The organism is Collinsella sp. MSK.8.10 (assembly GCF_019041915.1).
Taxonomy (GTDB): domain Bacteria; phylum Actinomycetota; class Coriobacteriia; order Coriobacteriales; family Coriobacteriaceae; genus Collinsella.
In genome coordinates this window covers 19,691-45,608 of record NZ_JAHPYF010000007.1, presented here as the reverse complement: position 1 = coordinate 45,608, position 25,918 = coordinate 19,691, and the positions used below count along the sequence as shown (strand labels likewise).

Annotated in this window: 18 protein-coding genes and 2 tRNA genes; 3 read left to right on the top strand and 17 right to left on the bottom strand. The window is 61.0% G+C overall.

Annotated elements, in window-relative coordinates:
* Nucleotides 1-2 precede the first annotated feature (2 nt).
* On the top strand, nt 3-1,403 hold the full coding sequence (locus KTF55_RS08075) for a PTS transporter subunit EIIC (RefSeq protein WP_217108286.1): 1,401 nt from the start codon (nt 3-5) through the stop codon (nt 1,401-1,403).
* A gap of 532 nt (nt 1,404-1,935) precedes the next feature.
* Here KTF55_RS08075 and KTF55_RS08070 read toward each other — a convergent pair.
* Nucleotides 1,936-2,010: transfer RNA gene (locus KTF55_RS08070), tRNA-Thr, on the bottom strand.
* A gap of 161 nt (nt 2,011-2,171) precedes the next feature.
* Here KTF55_RS08070 and KTF55_RS08065 point away from each other — a divergent pair.
* Nucleotides 2,172-3,512, top strand: a complete 1,341-nt coding sequence (locus tag KTF55_RS08065) for a DNA-binding protein (RefSeq protein ID WP_217108285.1) — start codon at nt 2,172-2,174, stop codon at nt 3,510-3,512.
* Nucleotides 3,513-3,539: 27 nt separating this feature from the next.
* Here KTF55_RS08065 and KTF55_RS08060 read toward each other — a convergent pair whose 3' ends face one another.
* From KTF55_RS08060 to disA, 6 genes are all read right to left on the bottom strand, one after another.
* Nucleotides 3,540-4,217, bottom strand: coding sequence for an NYN domain-containing protein (locus KTF55_RS08060; protein WP_055285223.1), 678 nt, complete (start codon nt 4,215-4,217; stop codon nt 3,540-3,542).
* A 3-nt stretch (nt 4,218-4,220) separates the two neighbouring features.
* Entirely contained in the window at nt 4,221-5,135 is a 915-nt protein-coding gene (gene rlmB, locus KTF55_RS08055; protein ID WP_217108284.1) for a 23S rRNA (guanosine(2251)-2'-O)-methyltransferase RlmB, read from the bottom strand.
* Nucleotides 5,136-5,302: 167 nt separating this feature from the next.
* On the bottom strand, nt 5,303-6,769 hold the full coding sequence (cysS, locus tag KTF55_RS08050; RefSeq protein WP_217108283.1) for a cysteine--tRNA ligase: 1,467 nt from the start codon (nt 6,767-6,769) through the stop codon (nt 5,303-5,305).
* A 3-nt stretch (nt 6,770-6,772) separates the two neighbouring features.
* Nucleotides 6,773-7,267 carry a 2-C-methyl-D-erythritol 2,4-cyclodiphosphate synthase gene (gene ispF / locus KTF55_RS08045; protein ID WP_217108282.1) on the bottom strand — a complete coding sequence of 165 codons (495 nt, stop codon included), beginning with the start codon at nt 7,265-7,267 and terminating at the stop codon, nt 6,773-6,775.
* Nucleotides 7,257-7,985: a 2-C-methyl-D-erythritol 4-phosphate cytidylyltransferase gene (ispD, locus tag KTF55_RS08040; RefSeq protein ID WP_035137545.1), complete on the bottom strand. Its 729-nt coding sequence runs from the start codon at nt 7,983-7,985 to the stop codon at nt 7,257-7,259. The genes ispF and ispD overlap by 11 nt, the downstream gene beginning before the upstream one ends.
* Nucleotides 7,985-9,025, bottom strand: a complete 1,041-nt coding sequence (gene disA, locus KTF55_RS08035; RefSeq protein ID WP_369796797.1) for a DNA integrity scanning diadenylate cyclase DisA — start codon at nt 9,023-9,025, stop codon at nt 7,985-7,987. Before disA ends, ispD begins: the two co-directional genes overlap by 1 nt.
* Nucleotides 9,026-9,398: 373 nt before the next feature.
* Between disA and KTF55_RS08030 the strand changes: the two genes are divergently transcribed.
* The gene (locus KTF55_RS08030) at nt 9,399-9,977 is read left to right on the top strand and encodes a manganese efflux pump MntP family protein (protein WP_117745788.1); all 579 of its coding nucleotides are present in this window, start codon (nt 9,399-9,401) and stop codon (nt 9,975-9,977) included.
* Nucleotides 9,978-10,057: 80 nt separating this feature from the next.
* On the opposite strand, the gene KTF55_RS08025 is transcribed toward KTF55_RS08030, so the two are convergent.
* The 10 genes from KTF55_RS08025 to KTF55_RS07980 all read right to left on the bottom strand — a co-directional run bounded on the left by KTF55_RS08025 (nt 10,058) and on the right by KTF55_RS07980 (nt 25,887).
* On the bottom strand, nt 10,058-11,515 hold the full coding sequence (locus KTF55_RS08025; protein ID WP_117848036.1) for an aminoacyl-histidine dipeptidase: 1,458 nt from the start codon (nt 11,513-11,515) through the stop codon (nt 10,058-10,060).
* Nucleotides 11,516-11,729: 214 nt separating this feature from the next.
* On the bottom strand, nt 11,730-14,372 hold the full coding sequence (locus KTF55_RS08020; protein ID WP_117848034.1) for an ATP-dependent Clp protease ATP-binding subunit: 2,643 nt from the start codon (nt 14,370-14,372) through the stop codon (nt 11,730-11,732).
* A gap of 197 nt (nt 14,373-14,569) precedes the next feature.
* Nucleotides 14,570-15,259 carry a TetR/AcrR family transcriptional regulator gene (locus KTF55_RS08015; protein WP_117848032.1) on the bottom strand — a complete coding sequence of 230 codons (690 nt, stop codon included), beginning with the start codon at nt 15,257-15,259 and terminating at the stop codon, nt 14,570-14,572.
* Nucleotides 15,243-19,682 carry an acyl-CoA dehydratase activase gene (locus KTF55_RS08010; protein WP_217108281.1) on the bottom strand — a complete coding sequence of 1,480 codons (4,440 nt, stop codon included), beginning with the start codon at nt 19,680-19,682 and terminating at the stop codon, nt 15,243-15,245. Before KTF55_RS08010 ends, KTF55_RS08015 begins: the two co-directional genes overlap by 17 nt.
* Nucleotides 19,683-19,963: 281 nt before the next feature.
* The gene (locus KTF55_RS08005) at nt 19,964-20,512 is read right to left on the bottom strand and encodes a DUF2798 domain-containing protein (protein ID WP_217108280.1); all 549 of its coding nucleotides are present in this window, start codon (nt 20,510-20,512) and stop codon (nt 19,964-19,966) included.
* Between the two features lie 311 nt (nt 20,513-20,823).
* A complete protein-coding gene (locus KTF55_RS08000; protein ID WP_226790682.1) occupies nt 20,824-22,392 on the bottom strand; it encodes a threonine/serine exporter ThrE family protein in 1,569 nt (522 codons plus the stop codon).
* A 410-nt stretch (nt 22,393-22,802) separates the two neighbouring features.
* Nucleotides 22,803-24,767, bottom strand: coding sequence for a lysine--tRNA ligase (gene lysS, locus KTF55_RS07995; RefSeq protein WP_217108278.1), 1,965 nt, complete (start codon nt 24,765-24,767; stop codon nt 22,803-22,805).
* 78 nt (nt 24,768-24,845) lie between these two features.
* A complete protein-coding gene (gene greA / locus KTF55_RS07990) occupies nt 24,846-25,316 on the bottom strand; it encodes a transcription elongation factor GreA (RefSeq protein ID WP_117655963.1) in 471 nt (156 codons plus the stop codon).
* Between the two features lie 106 nt (nt 25,317-25,422).
* Complete coding sequence (tatA, locus tag KTF55_RS07985; protein WP_152073393.1) at nt 25,423-25,698, bottom strand: twin-arginine translocase TatA/TatE family subunit; 276 nt, start codon at nt 25,696-25,698, stop codon at nt 25,423-25,425.
* A gap of 112 nt (nt 25,699-25,810) precedes the next feature.
* A tRNA-Pro gene (locus tag KTF55_RS07980) sits at nt 25,811-25,887 on the bottom strand.
* Nucleotides 25,888-25,918 lie beyond the last annotated feature (31 nt).

Here is a 25,918-nt window from a genome sequence, read left to right as displayed (position 1 = left end):
AGATGAAATATCAGGCAATGTCCGAAACAGTCCTAAAGGCTGTTGGCGGCAAAGAGAACATTACATCGGTAACTCATTGTGCGACGCGCCTTCGCATCGACGCACGAGACACCTCGATCATCGATCTCCAGCTCGCCAAATCGGCCGATCAGGCGCTCGGGGCAGTAGTCAGCGGTGGCCAGCTTCAGGTGATCATCGGCCCCAACGTCACCGAGGCTTACAACGACTTCCTCGACTTCGCGGGAATCGAAGTCGGCGGCGGCGCGGTTGCCGACGATGCCCAAACCGCCAAGGATCTTGCAGAGGGTATCAAAAGCGGCAACACTGCCATGAGCCTGGTTGAGAAATTCGGAAATGTCTCCGCACAGGTATTCATGCCCATCGTCCCGGCGCTCATCGTAGGCGGACTCATTCTTTCGATTAAGAATCTCCTGGTCAATTATTGTGGATTGAGCACCGATAGTGGAACTGCCCAGGTTCTGCTGGCGATCTTCAGTGCCTCATTTAGCTTCCTGCCCGTTTACCTCGGCTACCAGCTCGCCGCCGTCATGAAGATGCAGCCTATCATGGGCGCGCTGCTGGGCGCAATCATGATTAGCTCGTCTATTAGCGGTGCTGAGGGTCTCGACTTTCTTGGCATCCCCATCCCGACGAATGACTACTCGAGCACGGTGGTGCCAATCGTACTGGGCGTTGTGTTCATGTACTTTGTTGATCGCGGTCTTCAGAAAATCATCCCGGACGTTACCAAACTGTTCTTGAAGCCGCTACTCACCATGTTCATCGTCGTGCCTGTTGAGCTGATTATCCTCGGCCCCGCCGGCAGCATGATGGGCTACGCGCTGAGTGATGCCGTCACGTGGCTCATGGATAACGTGGCATTTATCGCTACTCCAATCCTTGCAGCCCTTAACCCCTATTTTGTCATGCTCGGTCTTGATAAGGCCTACATCGCAATCGAAGTTACGAGCTTGGCGCAGCTCGGTTGGGCACCCATTATCTTTGGATTCATCTCGAACCTCTGCATTGGTGGCACGAGCCTCGCCCTGGCAACTGCCATGAAGGGAAACAAAGAGAAGAGGGGTATGGTCACCACGGTTGCCGTCACCGCACTCTGTGGCGTAACCGAGCCCGCGTTCTACGGTTGCCTCATCGAGCGTCCCCGCCTGCTTGTCGGCACGGCAATCGGCGCGCTCTGCGCTGGACTCCCTGCAGGCATCTTTGTTCTGAAAGAGTATGTTGCGGGAGCATGCCCCGGCCTTCTTTCGGCACTCATCTTTATCGCTCCCGATGGGTCCATGGGCAACTTCGTGCTGGCATGCGTAGTCGCCATCATCGCCATCGTCGTCTCCTTCATCGCTGCACGCGTGATCATCAAGAAGAACCCCAGCTATATTGAGTAGATGCCCGCTGTTTGCATTGGAGACATCCTCGGCAGACCATTAGCAAGAACCCAAGAAGGTCCTTAGGAGCTCGATTAATCCATTCGGATTCCTGAGGCACAAACGACCCCGATTCCACAATGGAATCGGGGTCGTTGTTTCTAAAGCCGTCGATAGACAATCGGTGTTTACGTTAGCTCCCTATCCAAGTTTATAATCCACGCTTGTTCTCCGGTCGGGAGATTTTCTTCGCTCGCGTGTCCAGAAATCCACGCTCGAGCAGGACATCCAGGTCCGCACCCGCCCTTGTCTAAATCTGTAACAGCAAGAGGCCTATTCCGCTTCTACATGTTACAGATCAAGATATTCCTAAAACACCCTAAGTTTCATCTCAATCTGTAACAGTTAGATGCCAAATATCGGTCTTGGTGTTACAGATTTAGACAAACTGGAGGACGAGACAAACCAAAAACGGGATGGGCACTAACCCGATGGCGCACCACCTAAATAGAAACGGGCCCTGTCCCACAAAGAACAAAGCCCGAAACTTTCATGGAGCCAGTGACAGGAATCGAACCTGCAACCCACTGATTACAAATCAGTTGCGCTACCGTTGCGCCACACTGGCACACTTGGCGCTTTCGCGCGAAGCCAATTAAGAATAAAGGAATTACAGACGGGGCGCAACAGGCCCTTTGACCGACCACATCTTAAAACTATTCGTTAGAACGAATAGTTTTAATTACAATAGAATAGATAAAACTATTCGTTCTGGCGAAGGGTTTCGCGATGTTGACCACGAAGGAAGCTGCAGAGCTACTCGACATCACCCCGCGCAGGGTGCAAGAGCTCATAAAAAACGGAGCACTTGAGGCACGCAAGGCTTCTGGTGTATGGCTCATCGACAAAGACAGCGTCAACGCACGACTCCGCTCTGTGACCAAAACGGGGGGACGCCCCCGTCGAGGCCATGGAAAAAGCGAGATTACGTTTACCCTCATGAACCGCACGCACGAAGTCGCCCAGCTGGTCTACAGCACATCGCGAAAAGACTTTACCCACATCGGCGCCGGCATCGATTACGCCCACGCCCCCATTGGAGTATTTGACCCTAATAGCCCCATATCGCTCGACTCTTTCCGCATTTGGTGGCGAGGCCGCGGTATCCCGCTCGCACGCATTGGGCTTGCATCCCTGTTGGCAGAAGCAGCAGTCGATGTTCCCGACGAACTCATCCAGCGAAATCTCGGCCTCTCCCTATCCGACCAGTATTGGATTAGACCCCAAGATTCCGGTCTCGCGTGGGAGGATATTAACTTCTTCAATAATGCTTTTGACGACGTCTCTCTGTCCATCGCACCCTTCGCCCCAGAGGGCAAAGCAGCCACCGCAAAGCCCGATAACACCTCGGACGGCAACCTTCAGAAGTATTGGACATGCGAGGGCAGGCGTCGAATTCTGCATAAGGCAGGAGCGCACCTGAACCAAGAACCATATAACGAGCTGGTAGCGACCGCGCTCCATCGTCGCATCCTAAACGCCTGCGATTATGTGCCCTACTCGCTCGAGGGCACGGGCACTTCCGCCCTGAGCATATGCGATGTCTTCTTAACTGATGAAGAAGAGTATGTCCCTGCGTTCTATGTAAATCAGTACGCAAACGCAGATGAAAGACTAACCGACTACGAGCGATATGTAGCAAACTGCGAGAAACTCGGGGTAACAGGCGTCAAGGATGCCCTGGACCGCATGATCGTATGCGACGACATCATCGCCAACTATGACCGTCATTGGCGTAACTTTGGCCTTGTGCGAAACGTCAATACGCTAGCTTGCAGACCTGCCCCCATCTTCGATTCGGGCTCATCGCTCTGGTGCAATATTTCTCTAGAGGAGCTTAAGGCAGGAGGGCACAGTTTTACCAGCGCGCAGTTTCATTCAAGCCCCGCCAAACAAATGCTGCTCGTCGAGGACATGGACTGGTTCGATGGAGACAAACTCGAAGGCTTTGTCGACGAGGCGATCGAGATTCTGTCTAAAAACGATGCTCTAACAGCGAGACTGCCTTATCTAAAAGAGGCGCTAACGTGGCGCCTCAAAAGAATGATCGACATCGCTGAATGGAGTTAGCGAGACAGCATCGCCCCGCCAACTCCTCTACCTCCCGCGCAGGGCCTTGAGCTTGGCCAGGGCCTCGGGGCTCAGGCGGCTGCCCAGGGTCATCTTGATCTGCGGGGCTTCCTCGGCCTCGTGCACGTCGTTGTCGATCTGTTTGATCTCGTCCACCAGCATGCGGCTCGAGATGCGCGTAACACCCTTGCCCATAACGACGGCCTGGATCGTGCCGTCGCTCGACACCACGGAGCACGCGCGGCCTTCCTCGCGCGCCTCGATGCAGAGCTTCTGTACCACGGTATCGGCAGAGACGCCCGTCGGCGAAAACTCGATGCGCACGCCGCGGGCCGGCAGGTTGGGGCGCTCGCTGGAGATATTGCCCGCGCCGTCAAACACGATCACAGCCTCGTAGCGGCCCTGGGCAAAGGCGGCGACGTCGTTGATGAGGGCGGTGCGCGCCATATCGTGGACGTCGCTGGAATACGGATCGTCGGAATGGTCGTAGACGAGCTTTTCGTAGCGCGGCGTGCAGTGGATCACGTTGTAGCCGTCGACCACCAGCAGCTCGGGCTTATTGGAGTGCACCGTCGAGACCGGATCGGCGATGGCCTGCGCAAACGCATTGCCGCCCACGCCATAGGTCGCGGCCGAGACAATCGGCTTGGCCGAGCCCTCGCCAAAGCGCTTGGCCTTGGACTTGGCGCGGTTCTTCTTGGACATGCGCTACTCCTCCCCCATGAGCTCGCCGGCGTTGCGGCGCAGCCACTCAAAGCACAGCGCCGTGGTCGCCTGGGCAACGTTGAGGCTCTCGGTCATGCCGCGCTGGGGAAGCTTGGTCAAAAAGTCGCATTTCTCGAGCACCAGGCGCGAGATGCCGTCGCCCTCGGAGCCCATGACGAGCGCCACGCGGCCCTCGAAGGGAGCATCCCAGCAGCTGCCCTCGGCGTGCTCGGAAGCACCACCCACCCAAAAGCCAGCGGCCTTGAGGTCATCGAGCGCACGAGCGATATTGGGAACCTGCGCGATAGGCAGGTGCATGACGGCACCGGCAGAGGTCTTGTAGCTGCCCACGGTCACGCCGGCGGCACGCTTATTGGCGATGACGACGCCCGCGGCGCCCACGACCTCGGCGGAGCGCACGATGGCGCCAAAGTTGCCGTCGTCAGTCACATGGTCGAGTACGATGACGAGCGCCGGACCGTCGCCCGCGCGGTCGAGGATATCGGCGACATCGGCATAGGGGAAGTTGCCTACCTCGAGCGCGATACCCTGGTGAGCGCCATGGCTCGACAGTGCGTCGAGCTGCGCGCGCGGCACATACTTGATGCGGACGCCCGCAGCGTTGAGGTCGTCGACCAGGCGCGACAGGGCGGCATCGCGCTCCCCGCCCTCGGCGATGAGCGCGCACTTTACGGGAAAGCCGGTACGCAGCGCCTCGGCGGCAGCACGACGACCTTCGATAAATTCGCCCTTGGGAACCTGGACGTTATCGCGGCTACGCTCGCGCTGCGGGCGAGCAGCCTGTGAGCGCTCGCGCTGGCCCTTGGGAGCGGCAGCGCGGTCGTTGCGGCGAGTCGGACGCGAGCCAGAAGCAGTCTGCTTGCCTCCACGCGATGCACGCTTGCGATTGTCGGCCATAAAGCGACCTCCTAAATACAACTATCAAATGAAACAAATAGACCGACCGCCCGAGGTGCGGCAGATTGTCTTGAAAGAGGAGGGCATTGACCTTGAGGCCATGCCCGACGATTGAAAGGCAAGGTGCCGTGGCTCGGGCGGTCGGGTGCTTGGGAAACCCGCGGGGATTAGAGAGATTTGATACGGGTACCGGCGGCGGTATCCTCAATGGTGAGGCCCAGGTCCTTGAGCTGATCGCGGATGGCATCCGCCAGATCCCAGTTCTTGGCGGCGCGGGCCTCGGCGCGGGCCTCGAGAATCTTGGCAGCGGCCTCGTCCACGTCGTCACCCGTGTAGGCGACTAGGCCGGCGGCAACGCCCAGCAGGCCCAGCGGCAGCTCGACCTTGGGCTCGGGAAGCTCAACGCCAAATGTGTCGAGCAGATCGACCAGCGTATCGGCGGCGGCAAGCGCGGCGGCCTTGTCGGCAGCGTCGCCCGCCTGCTCCAGGTACTGGTTGCACTCGGTCACAAAGCCAAAGACGGCACCCATGGCGCCGGCGGCGTTAAAGTCGTCGTCCATGCACTCCTTAAAGGTGGCACGGGTCTCGGCGGCCTTGGAGGCAAACGCCTCGGATGCTGCCTCATCGGCATCGGCCGTCGCATGGTTCGCGGCCCAGCGCAGGTTCTCGACCGTACCGGCGATACGCGTGAGCGAGTTCTCGGCACCCTCCAGGCGCTCCCAAGAAAAGTCGAGCGGCGAGCGATAGCTCGTCTGCAGCATCAGCAGGCGCAGAGCGGCAGCGGAGTGCTGCTCGAGCACCTCAGCCAGCGTAAAGAAGTTACCGAGCGACTTGGACATCTTCTCGCCGTCTACCAGCAGCATGCCCGTGTGCATCCAGGTGTTGGAGAAGCCCTGGTGCCAGGCGCAAGTGGCCTGGGCGCACTCGTTCTCGTGATGCGGGAAGGCAAGATCGGAGCCGCCGCCGTGGATGTCGATCGGGGTGCCCAGGTAGCGGTGCACCATGGCGGCGCACTCGGTGTGCCAGCCGGGACGGCCCTCGCCCCAGGGGCTCGGCCAGCTGGGCTCGCCGGGCTTGGCGGCCTTCCACAGGGCAAAGTCGAGCGGGTCGTTCTTGTCCTCGTTCTCCTCGATGCGCGCGCCAACCATAAGGTCGTCGATGTTGCGGCCCGAGACCTGGCCATAGTTGGGATCGCTGCGCACGGCAAAGTACACATCGCCGTTATCGGCTGCGTAAGCGTGGCCCTGCTCGATAAGCGTCTTGATCATGGCGATCATGGGGCCGATCTCCTTGGTAGCGCGGGGGCGCACATCGGGATCGAGCACGTTGGCGGCGCGCATGACGCCGATGAACTTGTCGGAGAACTCCGTCGCGACCTCGGCAGCCGTACGGCCCTGCTCGTTGGCGCGCTTGATGATTTTGTCATCAACATCGGTGAGGTTCTGGGCGAACGTGACCTCGTAGCCGCTCGCGATGAGCCAGCGACGAATCACGTCAAAGCTGATGAACGTGCGGGCATTGCCGATGTGGATGTTGTCGTAGACCGTGGGGCCGCACACGTACATGCGGACCTTGCCGGACTCGATGGGCTGGAACTCTTCCTTTTTATGGGTAGCGCTGTTGTAGATACGCATTCGTTACTCCTTAACGGTTTTCTGTAACAGGCAGACGGCCCAGGCGCCGATTCCCTCGCCCTGGCCTTCCCAACCGAGCTTTTCGGTCGTAGTGGCGGCGACGCCCACGTTTTCGACGTCAACGCCCAGGGCATGGGCAAGGTTGGCGCGCATGGCATCGCGGTGCGGAGTGATCTTGGGTTGCTGACAGGCAATGGTGCAATCGGCATCGACAAACTCAAAGCCCAGCTCGCGCGCATAGTCCATCACGCGAGCGAGCAGCACCATCGAATCGACACCCTCGTAGGCGGGATCGGTGTCGGGGAATAGCTTGCCGATGTCTCCCCCGCGGCAGGCGCCCAGAATGGCGTCGGCCAAGGCGTGCGCGAGCACATCGGCATCCGAGTGGCCCAGCAGGCCGCGCTCGTAGGGAATGTCGACACCGCCGATGATACATCGACGCCCCTCCACCAGACGGTGAACGTCGTAGCCATGGCCAATGCGCAGGTTACTGAACATGGGGAAGGTCCTCTCCCTCGGCCATGCGGCCAAGCAGAATCGCGGTTACGGGACGCAGGTCCTCGGGCACCGTCACCTTAAGGTTATCGCGTGGGCTCTGGACGCAGCGGACGCGCCCACCCATGCGCTCGACCAGCGACGAATCATCGGTACCGATAAAGCCCTCGGCAATGGCTGCAGCGTGGGCGCGCTTCATAGCATCGACGCTAAAGATCTGCGGCGTCTGCGCTGCCCAGTAGAGTTCACGCGGCGGCGTCTCGACGATATTATCGCCGTCAACGATCTTGAGCGTGTCGATCGCGGGCTGACCGCACACGACACCGTCGAGGGCACGGTCGCTCACGAGCACGTCGATAGCGTGGTCGATGGCCTCGGTCGTAATGAGCGGACGAGCGCCGTCGTGGATGGCGACATATTCGAAACCCGCCGGAACCGCATGCACGCCGGCACGGGTGGAATCCTGACGGGTATCGCCGGCATCGGCAAAGCTGATGGGCGTGTCATAGTCAAACGGGTCAATGGCCAGGCGGCGCATCTCGGCACGGCGCTCGGCAGGGCAAACCACGACGATATGGCCGACCTTATCGCTACGATCGAACGCGCGGATGGACCAGCTCATGAGCGGACGGCCCGCCACATTAACGAGCTGCTTGCCGCCGGGATTTCCAAAGCGCTGGCCGCTGCCGCCGGCAACGACCACGGCGCATACGGGCGCCATTATGCGTTCCCCTGTTTGGTGCCCTTCATGCGGTACAGCGAGTCCGCAAGAATGGCAGGGTTGTTGACGCCAAAGTCGCCCAAGCGCTCCGGATCCTCGCTGATGTCGTCCATGAGCTCCTGCAGCGAGCCGTACTCGTCGACGATCTTCTCGGCCACGCCGTCGCGCACGACGGACACGCGCGAAAGCGTGCGCAGGCCCAGCGGCGTCATGACGGAGTCCTCGTCCAAGTCGTCATAGCCCAGAACTGCCGCCACGTGCTGCGGGTCGGACAGGTCCTTAGGCGTCATACGGCTCAGCTCGGCGCGAATCTTCTCGGCGTTGGCCTCAGAGGAATCGCTCGCGTAGTCGCGGATCATCAAGTCGTATTCGGTATCCATGCTGGAGCCCGCGAGCTGCTCGAGCTGCATCTGCACGAGCTTACCCTGGTTGCCCAGCTTGACAATGCAATCCTTAAGCTCGGTCTTTGCCTGCTGCATGATCTCGAAGCTCGAGAAAATACCGGTAATGTCGGCGAGTGTGACGTAGTCGTCGAGCTCGAGGGCCGTCAGGCGCAGCAGGGAGCGATCGAGCGACTGACGGGTAGTCTGGAGCGTGGCGACGAGCTGGTTGACCGAGCTCATGATGGTGGTGACGGGCTGGATCTCGTAGCTCTTGCCGTGGACGTACACGTTGACGACGGCGCGACGAGCCGAAACCGAGATCACGATGGCATCGGTGAGCACCGACATGCGAGCGGCAGTACGGTGACGCATGCCCGTCTCACTCGTGGCGAGCGAGGGATCGGGATTGAGGTGGAAGTTGGCGCGCAGGATCTGGGTGAGGTCGCCATCGATAACGATGGCGCCGTCCATCTTGGAAAGCTCGAACAGGCGGTTCGAGGTAAACGAAATGTTGAGCGGGAAGCCGTCGTTACCGGCGGCGAGCACGTTTTCGGTGTCGCCGACGCAGATAAGGGCGCCCAGGTGACCGGCGATGATCATGTCGAGGGCGGTGCGGATCGGCTGACCAGGTGCCGTCAGGCGGATGGCCTGTTCCATACGCTTTTGCAGCTCGTTCTTATCCAAGGCATCGCTCCCATCGTATACGCTCCATAAACGCTAAATAGTTTCTCACGGTTTGTCCCTGCGGCGCTTGCGAAATCCGATGCTTACAGAATGAGCGAACACAGCTGAGAGCCCAACCCAAATCAGCTGTTCATGTGGTAGCATCGGGATTCGCATAAATGAGGGAGTAGTCGCGTGATCGGGTTCGCCTCCGGTGGCGCGGCAAGTCAACACACTGGCCGATGCGGCCTGGCTTGCCTTAATGAACGAGACTCGTGGCTGTGCGCGCAACGCGTACGCCACGGGTCTTTTTTGTTACTCCCCCAAGAGGTACACGCGGGCCCGCCCGCAGAGAGGGAGCCAGACTATGGGACTCGCAGAGCTTGTGTTGCTCGCTATCGGCCTTTCTATGGACGCTTTTGCCGTATCCATCTGCAAGGGCCTTGGCATGAAAAGGATCAACCTTAAGGTCGCCGTGATACTCGGCCTGTTCTTTGGCGGTTTCCAGGCCGGCATGCCCGTAATTGGGTGGGCCCTTGGTAGCCAGTTCATGGGCATCATCAGCCCCATCGACCACTGGATCGCCTTTATCCTGCTCGCCTTTATCGGCGGCAAGATGCTGTGGGAAGCCTTTACTGAGGACGAGAACGAAGGCGACGGCAAGGATGCCGAAAAGATCGACCTGGGCGAATATCTAATCCTTGCCATCGCCACCTCGATTGACGCGCTTGCCGTGGGCATCTCGTTTGCCGCGCTCTCGGTCGATATCGTTCCCGCCGTGTCGCTCATTGGCATCACGACCTTTGTCTTCTCCGTTGCCGGCGTAGCGATCGGCCACACCTTTGGCGCGCGCTACGAAAAGCCCGCCACCATCGTGGGTGGCGTCGTGCTCGTCCTCATCGGGCTTAAGATCTTGCTTGAGCATCTGGGGATTCTCGCACTGTAACGAATAACGGCCGCCCGGCATTACGCCAAGCGGTCGTTTTCATAGCCAGCCGTTTTAGAGCGGCTTAACTAAGGCGACCTTTACGCAGCGAGGCGCTTGAGGACATCGATGAGCAGCTCGTAGAAGCGCTCGGCAGAAGCGAGCTCCATGCTCTCGTCCGGGGTGTGAACATCGGAGAGCGTCGGACCCACGGCGATGGCGTCCAGGCCGTGCAGGGCCTCGGCAAACAGGCCGCACTCAAGGCCGGCGTGAATGGACTCGATGCGCAGCTCGGAACCAAAGAGCTCGCGATAGCTCTCGACGAAGACGTCGCGGACCGGCGAATGCTCGGCATAGCTCCAGCCGGGATACTCGAACTCGAACTTGGCGTCGAAGCCCAGGACATCGGCCAGCGTCTGCAGACGGTCCTTGAACTCGTTCTGCAGCGAGGTGATCGAGGAGCGCGGGGACAGCATGATCTTGACCTCGTCGTCAGAGGTGGCAACCACACCGATGTTGGAGGAAACCTCGACGGAGCCGTCGGTGGCGACGTTGCGGCGGATCACACCGTTGGGGGCAAGACGCAGGGCGCGGATGAGGGCAAGCGCGGACTTCTGGTCCATGGCCTCGACCTCGGCGTCGTCGGCAATCTCGACGGTGCAGGTAAAGCCGGGGTCGAAGACCTCAAGCTCGGCGGTGACGTCGGCGATGATGCCCCTTGCGATCTGGGCCGCGGCCTCGGCGGCAGCGTGGTCGACGTAGACCAGAACAGCCTTGCACTCACGGTTGATGGCGTTGTCCTTGGTGCCGCCGTTAAAGCTAACGATGGCGGGCTCGCCGGCGACCATCAGGCGGTCGATGATGCGGGCCATGATGAGGTTACCATTGCCGCGCTCCAGGTGGATATCGCTGCCGGAGTGACCGCCCAGCAGGCCGGAGATGTCGAGCGTGAGGGTGCTACCGGTCTTGTGCTCGCGCACGATCGGGCAGGTGTAGGTAACGACGACGCCGCCGGCACAGCTGACGGTGGCAACGCCCTCTTCCTCGGAGTCGAGGTTAATCATGGTGCGGGCGCTAATCTGGGACTTGTCGAGCGTCTCGGCGCCGACCAGGCCAGTCTCCTCGTCGGTGGTGAACACGCACTCGAGGGCGGGGTGAATGATCGAATCGTCATCGAGAACAGTGAGCATCAGAGCGACGGCAATACCGTTGTCGGCGCCCAGAGTGGTGCCGTTAGCGGTGAGGACGCCGTCCTTGACGACCAGGTCGATACCATCAGTCGTAAAGTCGTGCTCAACGGAGCCCAACTTGTCGCACACCATATCGATGTGGCCCTGCAGCATCACGGTCGGGGCATTCTCGGCACCGGCAGATGCGGGCTTGCGAATGATGACGTTGTAGACCTCGTCCTGGTACACATCGAGGCCGCGCTCCTTGGCAAACGCGACCAGAAAATCGCTGATGCCCTTCTCGTTGCCAGACCCGCGGGGGATCGCGCTGACCTCCTCAAAGAAATGGAACAGCTGGGCGGGCTCGTAGCCGGTAATCTTGTAGTCCATGGTGCCTCCTTGGCGCAACTGGTTAGACAGTAAGACATGCGACTTGTATATTCCCAGACTTTGCGTGCATAAACCAGTCGAAAACGCCGAGCGCCCTCGCATCATCGGCTAACGGTGGACCGCATAGCGTAACGGTCACAGTTACCGCAGCTCTACAAATCGAGGCGCCCTTTCCGGAGCGCCTCGATTGCGCGTATCAAATTGTCGCCACGCCCTACAGCGCGCCGGAACCGGCTTGCATCATGCCGCCGGGGCCCGAGCTCACGCCACTGCTCACAGGCGCGGCGTTTCCGGTGTGCGGCGCCGCCGGAGCGGTATCGCCCCCGAGTGCACCCGCCGGACGCGGCGCCGGAATCTCACCCGTGCCGTGGCTAAAGACAAACTTGCCGTCGACCACGTCGCACAGGACGGTATCGCCCTCGCCCCACTCACCGGCCAGCAGCTCCTCGGACAGCGGATCCTCGATGAGCTTTTGGATGGCACGACGCAGAGGACGCGCGCCGTTGGTGAGGTCGGTACCCTCCGCCACAATCTTGTCGTAGGCCGCATCGGTAAGCTTGATGTTCATGCCGTTTGCGATCAGGCGCTGGCGCAGATCGTCCACCAGCAGGTGCGCAATCTTGGTCAGGTTCTCGCCCGAGAGCTTCTGGAACACCACAATATCGTCGATACGGTTGAGCAGCTCGGGGCGGAACAGGCGCTTGAGCTCGCCCATCGCACGGCCCTTGATCTCGCTCGACGTGAGACTCTGCTCGCCGGTGGTGCCAAAGCCAACGCTCGCATCCTGCGCGATCTCGCGGGCGCCCACGTTTGACGTCATGATGATCACCGTATTGCGGAAGTCGACCGTCTTGCCCTGGCTATCGGTCAGACGGCCCTCCTCCAACACCTGCAGCAGGATATTGAAGATGTCGGGGTGCGCCTTCTCGATCTCGTCGAACAGCACGACCGAGTACGGGTGACGGCGAACAGCCTTGGTGAGCTGGCCGCCCTCGTCGTGGCCCACATAGCCCGGGGGGCTACCGATGAGCTTGGAGACCTCGAACTCACTGCCAAACTCCGACATATCGAAGCTGATGAGCGCGTCCTTGCTGCCAAAGAGATACTCGGCGAGCGTCTTGGCGAGCTCGGTTTTGCCCGTGCCGGTGGGGCCCAGGAAGATAAAGCTGCCGCCGGGGCGACGCGGGTCCTTGAGCGGCGAGCGGCTGCGGCGCACGGCCTTGGCAACGGCCTCGACGGCCTCGTCCTGACCGATGATGCGCGTCTTGAGCACGCTTTCGGCCTGCAGCAGGCGGCGGCTCTCGCTCTCGGTGAGCGAGGACACCGGCACGCCCGAGGTCACGGACACGATGTCGGCAATCTGGGAGACATCGATGGTGAGCGGGCTGGCGTCGAGCTCGGCCGTCCAGGCAGCCTTGGCCTCGGCGAGCTCAATCTCGGCAGCCTTTTGCTGCTCGGTGATCTCGGCGGCCTTGTTCATGTCGTCGCTCTCGGTGGCCTCCTGCGCGGCGGCCTTAAGCTCCTCCACGCGATGCTCGGCCTCGCGCACCGGCTCGGGCGCGCGGTTGGCGGCGATGCGGGCGCGGGCGCCGGCCTCGTCAATGAGGTCGATGGCCTTATCGGGCAGGAAGCGATCCTGGATGTAGCGGTCGGAGAGGTTCGCGGCGGCCTCGATAGCACCCTGCGTATAGCGCACATGGTGGTGCTCCTCGTAGCGCGGCTTGAGCGCGGTCAGGATCTTGACCGTGTCCTCGACGCTCGGCTCCTCGACATCGATGGTCTGGAAGCGACGCTCGAAGGCCGGGTCCTTGGTGAGGTACTTGCGGAACTCCTCGGCCGTGGTGGCACCGATGATCTGGAAAGCACCGCGTGCGAGAACGGGCTTGAGCATGGAGCTCGCGTCGATGGAGCCCTCGGCAGAGCCGGCACCGATGATGGTGTGCATCTCGTCAATAAACAGGATGACGTCGTCAGCTTCGGTGGCCTCCTGGATCACGTTCTTGAGGCGCTCCTCAAACTCGCCGCGATACTTGGCGCCCGCCACGAGGCCCGGCAGGTCGAGCGTCCAGATATTCTGGTTCATGAGGTTCTCGGGCACGTTGCCGGCTGCAATCTGCTGAGCCAGGCCCTCGACGATGGCCGTCTTGCCCACGCCGGGGTCGCCCAGAATGAGCGGGTTGTTCTTGGTGCGGCGCGAAAGAATTTCCATCATACGCTGGACTTCCTTTTCGCGACCAATTACAGGGTCGAGCTCGCCGTCGCGCGCCTTCTGCGTGAGGTTGGTCGCGAACTGCTTAAGCGTATCGGTGCCACCCCCCCTTTGCTGAGAGGTATCCGAGCCGCTAAAGAACGGCAGGCCCGCACCGGGACGACCAGCACCGGCGCCGGCGAGCGGACGCTTCTTGTCCTGGTCCTTGGCGGTGAGTTTCTCGATAGCCTTTTTGATGGAGGCGGACGACACACCCAGGCGCATGAGGATGTCCATGGCCATGCCGTTGCCCTCTTCGACGATGCCGATCAGCAAGTGCTCGGTCGACACGTAGGTCTGGTTGTTCTCGCGCGCCACGCGGAATGAACGCTCCATCACGCTAATGACGAGCGGCGTAAAGGCGAGCTTGGCCGCCTCGGTCTCCTCACTGGGCTCGGGAACCGTGGTCTGGACCTCTTTGAGAGTATCCATGATGTCATCATAGGAGATGTCGAGCGAACGCAGCGCCTCGGCGGCAATGCCCTCGTCCTCCTTGGCAAGCGCGAGCAGCAGGTGCTCGGTGCCCACCTTATTTGAATGAAGATCGAGCGCTTCTTGCTTGGCCATGGACATGACCTTACGCGCACGATCGGTAAAACGGTCTAACATGCTAGTTCCTCTTAGACGAGCTAGTTTTTTCAAACGCAAAGCGCCGCCCCGCGGCAGCGCTTTGGTCTCTTTACCCATATGGAGTATATGTTAACAGCTGGAGGAATATCTATAAACCCGGCTCACATGAATGCAGGTTATGACCGCATCGCGGGACTCACCGCGCGATGCGCGACGGGCGCCCCGCAAGAGAAACCCTAGACGTCTTTCACCACGTCGGGACTCGTCGCACGCGATGCGCGATAGGCATCGGCCTCCTTGGAGACGCGTTCGAGCAGCTCGGATGTATCGACGCCCTCGACTTGCGCGACCGTTTCAACCGTCTGCATGGCGACCGCCCTCAGGTACGCGCACGCGCTGTCCCCCAGCTGCTCGAGGTCTATCTCCTCGCCACCCTCCCGGGCAAAGCCGACCGCCATCACAAAGCCCATGATGCCCGAGACCAGAAAGCCCACCGCAAAGCTCGAATCTGCCTTGAGCTCTTCTCCGTCGGGGTGGACGATCTCTCTCACGCGGTCGATGATGATCGTATGGATGCCCTGCTCGACCTGCTCGGCGGCACCCGCCCTCATGGTGATGACGATGCGCCGCAGCAGGCAGCGGACGTCGCGCCGGTCGAACGCCGAAAGGTCGCCCTCGCTCGAAAAATGCCAGAGGGCATCGGTGATGAGCTCGTTATCCTGCAGCAGCTGGGCTATGGCGATGGCGACGAGTTCATCGAAATCGTGAAAATAGTAGTAAAACGTTCCGCGATTGCACTGGGCGGCGCGGGTCACCTCGCCAACCGACAGCTCGAAGATGCTGTTGTTCTCGATGAGCTCCCAAAACGCCTCGATGATACGGGTGCGTGCATCGGGCGCATCGGCGTCCTTACGCGGTCTCGCCATGCGCCTCACCGCACCCCTGCGCCTTGGCGTTCATGATGAGCATCTGAAGACGGTTCTCCACGTTGGCGAAGCTCACGTCGGGATCGTAGTCGAGCGGCAGGAACTGCGCCGTGGGATACTGCTCCTTGAGCGCATGGATGAGCCCGCGCCCCACGACATGGTTGGGCAGACACCCGAACGGCTGCAGGATCACGAAGTTGCGGCAGCCGCGCTTGGCGTGCTCGAGGATCTCCGCCGGAATCAGCACGCCCTCGCCCGCATCGAACGTATGGTGCAGGATCTTATCGCTCGCGCGCACGAGCTCGGGCATGCGCGTCGGCGGCTCGTAGAGCGGGCTCGCCGCGCCCAGGCGGTCGCAACGGTCGTGCGCGAGCTCGAACAGGTTGTCCGCCGTGGCGTACCAGGCCTTTTCGGGCAGCGACAGGTCGACGTGGAACTCGCGCGACTGCGCATGCTTGTAGAAATAGGTCTTGCGGATCACGTCGGTCATGCGCGCCTCGATGACCTCGAGCCCGTTGTCCTCGAGGTAGCGCTCGATCTCGTGGTTGGCGCCGAGATGGAAATTGAGCAGGTACTCGCCCACGATGAGAACGGTCGGATGCGGGTTCGAGCGGTCGTACGGAACGGCGTCCATGATCGCAAGCGCGCGTTTGAAGCCCGTCGCCTGGCCTCTCAGCCCCGAGCGCTCCATGCCCTCGATAACCTCATCGAGCGCGCGGTCGAACGCAGCGTCCGCCGCGCCCTTCTCGAGCTCATAGGGACGGATGCGCCTAAGCATGGCCTCGAGGGCATCGATCATGGGAAGACCGTAGGCGATCTGGATGCTCGGGCCAAGGCCGAGCTTGAAGCCCGGATGCGCATTGTGGGCATCGACGTCGTCGTTGGTGAGCACCGGGACATAGTCGTATCCCGCGTCGTCGAGCGCGCGGCGCAGCAGGGGCATGTAGTGCGTCAGGCGGCAGTCGCCGATATACTTGCCAGTCACCACGGCGACGTCGTGCGGGTCGTACTTACCGCTCTTGAGTGCCGCGAGCGCCTCGCCGATCACGATTTGCGCGGGGAAGCAGATGTCGTTGTGCACATAGCGTTTGCCCAGGCGGATGGCATCCTCGCGCCCGATATCAAGGGCCTCGGCGCGCACGCCCTGATTGCGCATCGCCGCGGTCATGAGCCTGCAGAACGCATGGGAGGTGTTGGGGACCAGCGCGATCTTGTCGTGCCGGTCGCGCTTGGTGTACTTGACCTTATACGGGTCGTCGAGCGGATGGACCGCGTGCACCCGGGCGCCCTCGGCACGCTCCTCCGCGCGACGACGGTTGACCGACTCGATAAACGAACGCACGCGAATGCCCATGGGACCGGCGACGTCGCTCTCATCGAGCTTGATCATCATCGGAACCTTGGAGCCCATCTCGCCCATCATGCGCGCGATCTCGTCGGTGAGATACGCATCGTGGCCGCAGCCGAAGCTGCCCATCTGCACGAGCTCGAGCTCGGGCGTCGATGCGACGATGACCGCGCACGACAGCATGCGCGCATGGTAGTTGTTCACGATGTCGATGCGGCTGTTGGAAAGATCGACGTTGCAGACCCCCGGCACCGCATCGGGCGTCAGCACGGGGATGCCGCGCTCAGAGAAGAGCTTGGGCAGCCCGTGGTTGACCAGCGGGTCGTTGTGGTACGGGCGCGAAGCGATCACCACCGCGTAGCCGCCGTCCTCGCGCACGTTCTCGAGCACCTGCCTGCCGCGCAGCTGCAGCTGGTTCTCAAACGTCTCCTGCGCGCGGTCCGCCTGCTCGGTCGCCTTGGCAACCAGGTCGGCATCGATATCGAAGGTCTCCTTGCACCACGCCTTGAGCTGGCGGTTTCGGTCGCCCTCGTCGTACCAGTGGAACAGCGGCGTATCGAACGGAACGCCGAAACGCTCCTCCGGGTTATCGGAATTGCGCATCACGTAGGGGTATCCCTTTACGACGGCGCACATCCACTCGCTGGTAGAGGCGGTGTTTTCGGTGGGCACCGTCGTGATGATGGGCATGAAGATGCGGTCGACGCCGGCGTCGACGAGATTGCGGATGTGCCCGTGGACGAGCTTGGCCGGGAAGCACACGGTGTCGGATGTGACGTGCGCCAGACCGCGCTCGTACATCGCCTTGGTGCTGCGTCCCGAGACGCGCACCTTAAAGCCGAGCGTGCTGAAGAACGTCGACCAGAACGGCATGGTGTCCCAGAACTCGAGCACACGGGGAATGCCGATCGTGACATCGCGCCCCCCGCAGACGGGAACCGTGGGGTACGACTCGAACAGCAGCTTCTCGCGGTCGACAAAGAGATTGGGGGCAGCCGCGGTCCGGTCGCGCCCCGTGCCGGGTGTCTGTGCCTCGCAAGCACCCTGCGGACGCAGCTCCTCCGCCGCGGGAACCTCGCGCACGAGCTCATCCCATGAGATGGCGCCGCCGCGCGGGCAGCGATTGCCCGTGACGTAAAGCGAGCCGTCGCCAAATGCCACGACCGCGCGCTGGCAGCGGTTGTTGCACCGACGGCAGGTAACGCCGCCGAACTCGCGATGCTCGAAGCGCTCCACGGCATCGAGCCCGATAAACGACGTGCCGGCGTCGCCCTTGCGGCATTCCTCGCGCGCGAGCAGGGCGATACCGATAGCGCCCATCAGCCCCGGGTGGGGCGCACGCGTGACGGGTTTGCCCAGATACTGCTCGAATGCGCGCAGCACCGCGTCGTTTCGGAACGTGCCGCCCTGGACGACGACTTTGTCGCCCAGACGGTTGAGATTTGAAACGCGAATGACCTTGGTGAACACGTTCTCGATAATCGAACGGCAGAGACCGGCCATGATGTCGCCCGGACCCTTACCGCGCCGCTGCTCGGAAACGACGCTGCTGTTCATGAACACCGTGCAGCGGCTGCCGAGAACGGCGGGGGCTTTGGACGAAAATGCCTCGGTCGCGATATCCTCAACGGCTATTCCGAGGTTTTTGGCAAAACCCTCGAGGAACGAGCCGCAGCCCGCAGAGCACGCCTCGTTGACGACGATATCGGTCAGCACGCCGTGGTTGAGCCAGATGGCCTTCATATCCTGTCCGCCGATGTCGAGCACGAAGGTCGCATCGGGAACGCATGCGCACGCGGCGCGGGCGTGCGCGACCGTCTCGACCGTATGGTAGTCGGCGTGGAACGCGCGCGCGAAAAGCTCCTCGCCGTATCCCGTGGTGCCCACGGCATCGATCGCAAGCGTGACTCCCGCTGTCTCCCAGCGGTTCTTCAAGCTGACAAGACCCTGTTGGGCGACGTCGAGCGGTCTGCCGTTATTAGACGCGTAGAACGAATCGACAAGCTCACCCGCCTCATCGACCAGGGCGAACTTGGTCGTCGTGCTCCCCGAATCGATACCGAGCGCCACACGCACCGTCTCTCCGGGCGCATACGCATCCGGACCCTTTGCCGGCGTCTCTTTGCCATGGCGTGCCGTAAAATCCGCCTGCTCGGCAGGTGTGGCAAAAAAGGGCTGGGCAAGACGTCCCTCCCCGCTTGCGGGCGCGACCGTCTCGAGCTTATCCAGCCGGACAAAAGCGTCGGGAAGGTCGATCGGTTGGGACGATGCGAACATGTCGGTCAGCGACAGGGCGGCACCGCGCGCGACCATGATCTGCGGATCGCGCGGGACGATAACCTGATCGTCCGATAGATTCAGTTGCTCCCGGAACACGCGGACCAGTGTGGGGTTGTAGGCGAGCGTACCGCCCTCGAAGATTACCGGCGGCTCGATGTCGATACCCTGGGCCAGACCGCCGATCGTTTGGCGGGCGACCGCGTGAAGCGCCGAAAGCGCCAGGTCGGTGGCAGGAATGCCCTCGTTGAGCAGCGGCTGGATATCGGTCTTTGCGTACACGCCGCAGCGGCCCGAGACCTCGTGGACGGTCGTTCCCCGGCTTGCGAGCTGCTCGAACTCGCCCGATTCGGTGCCGACCCCCATGAGCTTTGCCATCTCGTCGATAAATGCACCGGTACCGCCTGCGCACGAGCCGTTCATGCGCATGTCGGCAACCTCGATGTCTCCCTTATCGTTGGTGCGGAAGAAGATCATCTTGGCGTCTTGGCCGCCCAGCTCGATGGCGCAGCGCGTCTGCGGATAGAACCTGCTGATCGCGAGCGCGTTGGCGACCACCTCCTGAACGTACGAGGCGCCCAGCGCGGTCGCGATATCGCGCGCACCCGAGCCGGTCACCGCAACGCGCAGCGACTCATGGGGAAAGCGCTCGGCGAGCTCGCCGAGCATGGCGCGCACGCTCGCTGTCTGACACGCCCCGTGGCGGCGATATCCCCACCACGCCTCGGTCATATCCTCGTGCATCGCGTAAACTTTGGTCGTCGTCGACCCTACGTCCAGTCCTACTAGCAACGCCATAATGCTCCGTCTCTCGCATTTTTCCCGCTAGAGATATACCACTCTACGTAATACAACAGACTGTTGTATTTAAACTCCGTATAAAAAGCGGCTGCCGAAACGCTTCAGCAGCCGCCGAATGCACCAACAGATTGTTCTGCGCGCTAGCACGTCGGGCAACGGAGCAGCACGGGCCCTCCGGTCATGCGCACCGCTCACGCCCGCGATGTCGCCGAGAGAGCTATCCACGCTTAGGGCTCCAACCAAGCAAGTCGCCCGCGCTCAGCAGATCCCTAAGCGAGCTACTCGCACTCAGGAGCCATAGCCTGCTCCAAGAGCTCGGCATGCTCCTCCTCGAAAACCGTCCCCACAGGGAAGGCGCGACGGAAGACGAAGCGGGAAATCGGACCGGCTACCAAAAGGTTCCACGGCAGCGCCATCACAAAATTATGCGGGATGTTGATCATCCAGATCGCGGGCACGGAATACAGGTTCGCAAAGATGCCGCCGGGCATGTGCGTCAGACCCTCACAGGCACCGTACAGCGACATGATGATGACCATGGGAACGACCATGCAGGAGCTGACGGCGAGCGTCATGGCAAGTGGCGAGCTCTTGCCCGGCGTGACCAAGTACTTAAAGGCGAAACCCTTGGCGAGCGGGCTGGCGACGAACCAGTCGCAGCACATGGCAAAAATGTAGGCAACGGGGAAGCCGAGCCACGCAGTGGCAACGACCTCGCCGTTGATGGCCCCGTGCTGCAGGGCAACGTTGTAGATGCTCATCCAGAGCACCATGCAAAAGCACATGATAAAGGTGAACAGCAGGCTCTCTCGTTTGTTGATAGGCATAAAGGGCAGATTCCTCTCTGTGTTGTACCGCGGCGCCACGCAACAAAAACGGGCGGGCAAGATGGAGCTGTTGGGACTTCATCTCGCCCGCCCGTGTTACGCGCGTCTGCGACTACTTATGTGGTGGAACTACCCTAACACGAACGGCGCGCGCTTCGTAAGCGTTGAGTTTGTGGAGATGCAGGGCACCAAAACCCCCGACCCCATAAGTTGCGGTGGAATACGGACTGTTTTGACCCTTTAAGCAACAATTCAGTCCCTATTTCACCGCAACTCATTTGGTGCAAAGTAACCTGTCCCCCTTGTACCAATTAGCTGGTGTGGCGCCAGCGAGGGTCGGTGAGCGTACGCGCCACACCCAGTCCAACGGGCAGAAACGCTACGATGAGCACTGCGCGCACAAACCAGCCGAGCATATTGACCGTGTCGAAGGTGCACATGTAATACATCGAGCGATACAGATACAAGCCCGGCACCATAATGACAATCGAAGGCACCGTGAGGGCGATGCGCGGGTAGGTGAGCTTGACTTCAGCCAAGCTTGCGAGCAGCCCCGATACCAGCGCGCCGATAAACGCTGCTGCCTCGGGAGGCATTCCCGTGCTGAGGCCCAGGAAGGGAATCATCGTCGGCGCATCGACAAGGGTCAGACGCAGGGTATTGGACACGGCGCCGATCAACCCAGCTGCCGCGGCCATCTTTACCGGGCTGTTGAACATCACCGAGAAGCCGAATACGCCAACGAAGCTCATCACCACGCGCAGGAGCGTAAGGGCAAGCGGCGAAAGGCCCAGTGGGGCAAAGTCGTCCGGCGCCAGGCCAACACACTCGGCAACCATCCAACCTACGAGGGTCGCCATCACAATAATCGATACGGCATATGAAAGGCGCTCGATACCGCTTCGCATGTCGAGCTTAGCGATGTCGAGGCCTGCCGTAATGAGTGGAAAGCCGGGAATCACAAAGAGCATGGCGCCGATATAGCCTTCTTGGTGCGACATTGCCCCCGGTATGACCTGGCCAAGGCCGAGCAATGCCAGCAGATACGAAACGCAAGCGAGCGCAACGCCGGTCGTCAGCGCGCTGAACTGACCAAGGCCTTGCTTGAGAATATGGGAGCGGGCAAAGTTGCCGACACCCGCGCCCACGAACGCGCAGGCCATCTCGATAGGGCCGCCGCCGAGCAAAAAGACGAAGGCGCCGCAAGCACAGGCTGCCGCAAGGCCCTGTTGCCAGGGAGAGTAATCAGGCTTTGAGCTCTCAACGGTCCTGAGCATCTCGTGATACTCGTGTACCGTGAAGCGACGACCATAGGTCTCGATTTCCTTGAGGAAACTCTCCATCATCCAAATGCGATGGGTATTGACTCCCGTTGTGGGCAGGCTGACAACCTCGTTAAAGCAGTGGCCATCTTCGATGCAAGTGCACTCAAACGACAGAAGACTCAGGTCAACGTGGATGGTGACACCGAGTACGGCGGCGACGCGATTCATGGTATCGCGCACGCGCCAGGCACCTGTTCCGCTTGCCAGCATAAGCATGCCGGTGCGGCAGATAATGGACGACTTATCGGTGAGCGGCGCATCGACGGCAAGTTCATCGCCCGCCGTCACGATCTGGTGCCAGTCAGTTTTCATATGAAGCGCGCCGGCACGAACGCCGTGGTGCATGGGGGCTCTCGAAAGCAGCGAGTCAAGGCGCGAAGGCTGTGGGGGTTCCGTCGATTCGCCCTCAACCTCATCAGCCTCTTCATCGACCAGATCAAAGGAATCAAGCGGCGCTGGCTCGCGACGGTCGATCAGCTCCTCGTCCTCATCATCAAAGTAGTTGAACTGATCGAGCATGTCCTCTTCGATCGCGCGCTCGCTCGCATCGTCCATATAGACGCTCCCTTCCTGCCGACTAACCCCCATCCTAGGCAGCAACGGCTAAAGGAAACATAAAAGAGACGGCTGTCATGCGAGCCATGTGCTCAATAGCCGTTGGGTAGTCGTTTAAGAACGTCCCCAATGACTACATCGATGTTTTGGCAACACCAGCGAGCGGGCCGCATTCCAACCAAGGCAACGCCGCAGGTAGAGGACGGACAGCGAGCCGCGTCCAGCCTGACGGCCAAGGCAACGCCAATGTTTTGGCAACGACAGCGAAAGCCCGCCAGAGTGAGCAAGGTGCCTTGAAACGAGGCGGCATTGACCTTCTGGTCATGCCGCCGAAGTTGAAAGGCAGATTGCCGCTCTGGCGGGCTTGCAGCGTCAACTGGTTACGCGGGTTGGTAAACCCGCGTAACCCCCTAGTACATCTTTGCGCCGGCAGGGATGGAAGCGTCGAGCTGGATCAGGTTGAGGCGCTCCTCGCCCTCCTCCTCGTGGATGGCGCTGATGAGCATGCCGCAGCTGGGGATGCCCATCATCTTGCGCGGAGGCAGGTTGGTGATGGCGAGCAGGGTCTTGCCGACCAGGTCCTCGGGCTCGTAATAATCGTGAATACCGGAGAGGATGGTGCGATCGGTGCCGGTGCCGTCGTCGAGCGTGAAGTTCAGCAGCTTCTTGGACTTCTTGACGGCCTCGCATGCCTTGACCTTCACGGCGCGGAAGTCGCTCTTGGAGAAGGTATCAAAGTCGACGAACTCCTCAAACAGCGGCTCAACGGCAATCTTGGAGTAGTCGAGCGTGGGCTTGAGCGGCTTGACGAAGGGGCTCGCGGTGTTGCCGGCCTCGGCAGCCTTGGCAGCGGCGGCACCGGACTGAAAACCCTTCTCGGGCTTCATGTGCGGGAACAGTAGCACGTCACGGATGGAAGCCTGGTTGGTGAGCAGCATGACCACGCGGTCGATACCGATGCCGATGCCGCCCGCAGGAGGCATACCGTACTCGAGGGCGCGCACGTAATCCTCGTCGTACTCCATGGCCTCGTCGTCGCCGCCGGCCTTCTCGGCCATCTGGGCAGCGAAGCGCTCGGCCTGGTCGACCGGGTCGTTGAGCTCGGAGAACGCGTTCGCGTACTCGTGGCCGGCGATGACCAGCTCAAAGCGATGGGTCAGGCGCGGGTCATCCTCAAAGCGCTTGGCAAGCGGGCTAACCTCGATGGGGTAATCGCACACGAAGGTGGGGTTGACGATGGTGTCCTCGCCCAGCTCGTCATAGATCTCGGCGATGATCTTGCCGGCGGTCCACTCGGGCTTGATCTCCAGGCCCTTCTCGCGTGCGGCGGCAGCAAGCTCCTCAACCGGCGTGTCGATGGTGACCTGCTTGCCGAGCACGTCAGAGACGATATCGGTCATGGGACGGCTGGCCCACTCACCAGAAAGGTCGATGGTCTGGCCCTGGTACTCGATGACCTCGGGGTTGCCGATGGCCTTGTTAGCCGCCTTAATGACACCCTGGGCGAGCGCCTTCATGCCCTCGAGGTCGGAGAAGGCACGGTAGGCCTCCATCGTGGTGAACTCGGGGTTGTGGGTAAGGTCCATGCCCTCGTTACGGAAGATGCGGCCGATCTCGAACACGCGCTCAAAACCACCGACGATGCAGCGCTTGAGGTGCAGCTCGGTGGCGATACGCAGGTAGCACTCCTGATCGAGCGCGTTGAAGTGCGTGATGAACGGCTTGGCAGTTGCTCCGCCCTGGATGGTCTGCAGGATAGGGGTCTCGACCTCCATGTAGCCGTCGGACTCCATAAAGCGGCGGAACGTGGAGAGGATCTGCGAGCGTTTGCGGAAGGTCTCGCGAACGTCGTCGTTGGCGATCAGGTCGACATAGCGCTGACGATAGCGGGTCTCCTTGTCGGAGAGACCGTGGAACTTCTCGGGCAGCGGGCGAACAGCCTTGGAGAGCAGCGTCGCGCTCTTGGGGGCAACGGAAAGCTGGCCACGCTTGGTGCGCACGACTACGCCGGTCACGCCCAGGATATCGCCCAGGTCGAGTGCCTTGAGCGTGTTCCAAGCGGCCTCGTCCATATCGTTGATGCGGCAGAACAGCTGGATCTCGCCGGTCGCGTCGCGCACGACGATGAACATAATCTTGCCCTGACCGCGCTTGGCGACCACACGGCCGCCGATCTTCACGATGTCCTCGGTGTCCTCGCCATCGGCGAGCTCGGCGTACTTAGTCTCGATGTCGACGACGTAGTCCTCAATCTCGGAGTGCTCGGGGTACGGGTTCTGGCCCGCCTCGAACAGAGAGGCACGCTTGGCCAGGCGGGTGGCGCGCTCGTCGTTGAGCGTCGATGCCTGATCGGCTGCGTTCTGGTTTTCTGCCATAGTTAGCTCCTCAAACTAAAACGCTCCCCAGGATTCGGTCCCAGGGAGCGAAAACATACCTTTACGCGGGACCGTGGTCTAGCGTGCGATCTTGGCGATGGTGTAGATGCGGGTCTTGCCGGAAGGCGTAACGACCTCGACGGAGTCGCCCTCGCCGTGACCAATGATGGCGTGGCCGACCGGAGACTCGTTGGAAATCTTGTGCTCGAGCGAGTTGGTCTCGGTGGTACCGACGAGCGTGACTTCCATGACCTCACCGTTGGGATCGATCAGAGAAACGGTGGAACCGATGGAGACGGTCAGATCGCCCGTGGTGGCGGCAACCTGAGCGTTGGCGAGGATGGCCTGAATCTCGGCAATGCGAGCAGCATTCTGGGCCTGCTTGTCCTTGGCAGCGTCGTACTCGGAGTTCTCCGAAAGGTCGCCGAACGCGCGGGCTTCCTTGATGTCCTCGACGATCTCCTTGGCGTAATCGCCCTCACGCCAAGCGAGCTCCTCGACGAGCTTCTGGCGGCCCTCAGCGGTCAGTACGATCTGGCTTGCGTCCATACGGATATCTCCCCAACTATGATGTAACGATCAACTGTCAACAAAACGAAAAAGACCGGCTAGCCTGCGGGCAAGCCGGTCAGGTGCTCACCCCAAAGGGATGGGACTACTCTGCGTCCGCGTCGCTGTCCTCTGCCTTCTTTTGCTTGGCAGCAGCGAGCTTGGCCTCGAGCTCTGCGATCTCCTTGTCCTCCTTGGACTCCTCGACCACAACGTCCTCGGCCTGCTTGGTTTCGCCCTTATCGTCGCCCTCCATACCCTCGCGGATATTCTTGACGGTAGAGCCGAGGGACTTGCCGAGCTTCGGCAGGTTCTTGGGCCCGAAGATAATCAGGACAACAACGAGAATAATGATGAGCTCAGGAGCCCTCAGTCCAAACATGTAGACCTCCACAATACAGCGAGACAAGCTCGAATGAGTATACCGCGGGTGTCGCGGTATCACAACAATAGCTAAAAAAAGGGACCGCAAGAAGCGGTCCCTCCTCATGCTCTGGTCGGGTTGACTGGATTTGAACCAGCGACCCCTGCGTCCCGAACGCAGTGCTCTACCAAACTGAGCCACAACCCGTTAGCTCGACTATAGTAACAAAGATTTTCGC